The 3,972-nt window shown below is 69.6% G+C and carries 5 protein-coding genes; 3 read left to right on the plus strand and 2 right to left on the minus strand.

Features of this window, described 5'->3' with window-relative positions:
* Both ACO6D5_RS29725 and ACO6D5_RS29730 read left to right on the plus strand, forming a co-directional pair.
* Nucleotides 1–751, plus strand: a 751-nt coding sequence (locus ACO6D5_RS29725) for a proline dehydrogenase family protein (protein ID WP_485827389.1), incomplete at its 5' end; no start/stop codon positions are given.
* A gap of 18 nt (nucleotides 752–769) precedes the next feature.
* The gene (locus tag ACO6D5_RS29730) at nucleotides 770–1,579 is read left to right on the plus strand and encodes a helix-turn-helix domain-containing protein (protein WP_315846635.1); all 810 of its coding nucleotides are present in this window, start codon (nucleotides 770–772) and stop codon (nucleotides 1,577–1,579) included.
* Here the strand turns inward: ACO6D5_RS29730 and ACO6D5_RS29735 are convergent.
* Entirely contained in the window at nucleotides 1,525–2,193 is a 669-nt protein-coding gene (locus ACO6D5_RS29735) for a flavodoxin family protein (protein ID WP_485827390.1), read from the minus strand. The genes ACO6D5_RS29730 and ACO6D5_RS29735 overlap by 55 nt on opposite strands.
* 126 nt (nucleotides 2,194–2,319) lie before the next feature.
* Here ACO6D5_RS29735 and ACO6D5_RS29740 point away from each other — a divergent pair, with 126 nt between their 5' ends.
* Nucleotides 2,320–3,204, plus strand: a complete 885-nt coding sequence (locus ACO6D5_RS29740) for a LysR substrate-binding domain-containing protein (RefSeq protein WP_485827391.1) — start codon at nucleotides 2,320–2,322, stop codon at nucleotides 3,202–3,204.
* Here ACO6D5_RS29740 and ACO6D5_RS29745 read toward each other — a convergent pair.
* Nucleotides 3,161–3,972 (minus strand): MFS transporter (locus ACO6D5_RS29745; protein WP_485827392.1); only part of this gene is annotated, 812 nt, incomplete at its 5' end. The genes ACO6D5_RS29740 and ACO6D5_RS29745 overlap by 44 nt on opposite strands.

A 3,972-nucleotide genomic window follows, 5' to 3' on the forward strand; every position in this document is an offset into this window, starting at 1 on the left:
GGCCGCCATCGAGCACAACGTGGGGCAGGCCATCGGCGCCTGCGACGCGCTGGGCAGGGCGGGCCTGGACGTGCACGTTTCCGTGGATCCCACCGCCATCGGCTATATGGACAGCGATGCGCGCGGCGAAGACAACGCCCGGCGCATCGCCGCGGCGGTGTCGGGGGCCGCGCGCGGCGGGCAGGACTGGATGGTGCTGGACATGGAAGACGCCGCCATCCGCGACCGCACCTGCGCACTGCACCGCAGCTTGCAGGAAACGGGCCTGCCTGTCGGCCTGACTTTGCAGGCGCGGCGCCGGCGCACGCCAGAAGACCTGACGTGGGCGATCCGGCAACGGACTTCGCTGCGCCTGGTGAAAGGCGCGTTTCCTGAGCGCGCGCTGGATCACGCGGGTCGCGCGGGCATCGATCAGGCGTATCTGGACGCGGCGTCCATCATGCTGTCGCGCGAGGCGCGCGACGCGGGTTTCCATCCCGTCTTCGGCACGCACGACGACCGCCTGGCTGGCGCGATCATGACGCTGGCGCGCGAGCGCGGGTGGCCGCCCGATGGCTTCGAATTCGAAATGCTCTATGGCGTGCGCCCCGACTGGCAACTGGCGCTGCGCGGCTTGGGCTATAACGTCAGGGTCTATCTTCCGTTCGGCGGTGACTGGTGGCCGTATGCCATCCGCCGGGTGGGGGAGAATCCTCGCAACGCGTGGCTGCTGGCCCGTTCGCTGACTTCGGACGGGCACTATTTCAGCTAACCACAGCCTGAAGGCACCATGGCGGCTTCTCGACTCATCTGGCATTGCGGCGCCGGCCTGCCCGGCGACGTGCTGATCGCGGACTTGCGCGCCTATCGCTATGCGCCGCATTTCCACGACGCCTGGTCCATCGGCGCCATCGAACACGGCCGTTGCGCCTTCACGGTGCATGGCCAGGCCCATGCCGCCAGCGAGGGCGACCTGGTGGTGATCGCGCCCGGCCAGGTCCATACCGGCGGCACCTCGGCCGCGCCCTTGACGTACCGCATGGCATACATCGATGCCCAGTGGTTCGACGACCATGCGCGCGCCTTGTTCGCCGGCGGCGCGGGATTGCCGGGCCCCGTCATTACGGCGCCGGGCTTGTGCGCGCAATGGTTGGCCGCACTGACGCCGGACCCGATTGCCGACTTGGCGCGCCGCGAACGCCTCTCCGCCGCCTTGTTCGGGCTGTTGGCCGCGCACGCCGTCGCCGACGCCCACCCGACCTTGGCCGATGCACCCGACGTCTGCGCCTTGCTGCGCGAACGCATGGCCGCCGATCCGTCCTGCGCGCCGGATCTGGAAGCGCTGGCGCAGGCGCAGGACCGTCATCGCACGACGCTCGTCAAGCAGTTTGCCCGCCGCTACGGCCTGCCGCCGCAGGCATGGCTGCGCAATTGGCGGGTGGCGCGGGCGCGGGTGCTGTTGCGCGATGGCTTGCCGCTGGCGCAGGCGGCCCATGCGGTGGGGTTTGCAGATCAAGCGCACCTGACCCGTGTCTTCAAGCAGGTCTACGGCAGCACCCCCGGCGTGCTGCAACGGGCCGGCGCGTCCCACACGTTGTGAGCGCGGGGCGTCTCCATCCGGTAATCGGAGTATTTGCGCGTGAAGAAGGTGGCGCCCAGCTGTTCCGCGGCCAGCAGCGGTTGGCGCGGGTCCGCCGCGACTTCTCCGCGCTTGTTGCCTGCGCCATGCACATAGCCGACAAAGTCCGAGTGGGTGTAGCGCGCGTACTCCTGCACTTGATGCACGATGCCCAGCGCCGCGCCGGGATAGGTCTCCTCGGACGCGACCGTCAGGCCTAAGCGCTTGCCGGTCATGGCGGCCTTGACCCGTTCGGGTTCGGGGCCCGAGCCCGCGTAATGGGTGAAAGAGCGGTCGAAGAACGCCTTGGCCTGCGCGGACATCCCGTACCAATACACCGGCGTGCAGAGCAGGACGCCGTCGGCAGGCAGGAAATGCGCCAGGAACAGTTCGCTGTAGCGGTCGGCGGGGGCGGACCCGTGCCGCAGGTCGGGCAGGAAGCCCTGGATGTAGTCGTCCAGGAACAGCAGGGTAGTGGCGGTGCCGGCCGCGTCGGCGCCGCGTTGCGCGGCCGCGGCCAGGGCTGCGCTGTTGCCGTCGCGCCGGGGGCTGCCCACCAGAATGAGCAGCTTTTTTTCTTGATGATTTGAATTCATGTTGGGGTCCTTGGATTCGGCATGCGTGGTTCATGCTTGATCGTCAATGTAAGCAGGTCAAGGCGCCGCGACAAATGACGATTCCTTGGTTACGATGAATTCATTTCATGCATAGGGCCGTCTTCCATGTTTGCCACCCTTCCGGTCACGGCGCTGCGCACGTTTGAAGCGGCGGCCAGGCTGCGCAGTTTCAAGCTGGCCGCGGCCGAACTTGCGGTGACGCCCACCGCGGTGTCGCACCAGATCAAGGCGTTGGAACGGCAGGCGGGGTTCGCGCTGTTCGACCGCGTGCCGCGCGGCGTGCGGCTGACCGACAAGGGCGCGCGCCTGTTCGTCAGTGTGCACGGGGCCTTGCTGGATGTGGCGCAGACGCTGGACGCCTTGCGGCCGGCGCCGGCCTCGGGCGCGTTGACGGTGTCCACGACGCATTCCTTCGCGGCGCTGTGGCTGGTGCCCAGGCTGGGGCGCTTCTACGACGCCTATCCGCAATACCAGTTGCGCCTGAACGCCAACGCCGATCCGGTGGACTTGCTGCAGGACGCCAGCGTGGATGTCGCGATCCGCTACAGTCCGCATGCCTATCCGGCCTTGCACGCCGCGTGCCGGCTGCCGGAGTCGTTTGGCGTATACGGAGCGCCTTCGATGGTGGCGCAGGCAGGAAAACGCGCGCCAGCGCTGGTAACGGTGCACTGGCGCGATTCCCAGCTGTATGACCAGGGCTGGCAGGCATGGTGCGACGCGGCGCGCTTGCCGTCCTGGCGCAAGCCGGCGTCGGTGCATGCGTACACGGAAGAGCATTACGCCCTGCAGGCGGCGATTGCCGGGCAGGGCCTGGTGCTGGCCAGTTCCGTCATGGTGTCGGACAGCGTGGCCGCCGGCACGCTGGCGGCGTATCGGCCCGACGTGCGCGTGGCGGGCTCCGCCTACACCGCGCTGTGCGCGCCGGGCCGCGAACGGCATCCCCCGGTCAAGGCGTTCCTGGGTTGGTTGAGCCAGGAGTTCCTGGGGTAGCGCGGGGCGCCGGTCCCAGCGCCTTGGGGTTGAGCCCGGGCCGAGGCACGGGTCGGGGAAGCAGTGGCAGCGCCGCCAACATGCACAGGCCGGCGATCACCCAGGCCACCGGCCACGAGCTGGCCGCGACCACATGCGGGATCGCCAGCGGCGTCAGGAACAGGCCCAGGTAGACGCAGCTGTTGGCCATGCCCAGCGCGGTGCCGGCGCGCGATGCGCCCGCCAATGTGGCCAGTTCCGTATAGGCCACGCCGTGCCAGGCCGACGCGCAGATGCCTGCCGCCGCCAGCAGGCTGGCGGTCGCCAACACCGCGCCGGGGCGGGCCGGCGCGCCGTCTACGGCCCAGGCCACGGCGCCCAGCGCCGCGAACAGCAGGCAGCTCAGCCAGGTGCAGCGGCGCAGGAAGGCGCGCCGGTCGCCATGGCGATCCGTCCAACGCCCGGCCGCGATGCGCGACACCATCGCGCCCAGTTGCACGGCGACCATCACGCCCGTCAGCGTGCCGATGCCCGCCTGGCTGAAGTCGTGCAGGAACACGGTGGCGAACGTCAACACCGCGAATTGCGGGCTGCACATGACGCCGATCGCGACGGCGGCCCGCCATACGCGGCTATCTCGCAGCGGCGAGGCGGCGGCGCGCGCCGGGGTAGTCGAGGAGGTCGAAGCGCGGGCGGCGCGTTCCGGGTCGCGCAACCAGCCTGCGGCAAGCGCTGCGGCCAGGCCGCACATCAGGCTCAACACGCCGAACACCGCGCCAAAGCCTGCGT

Source organism: Achromobacter sp., assembly GCF_057314935.1.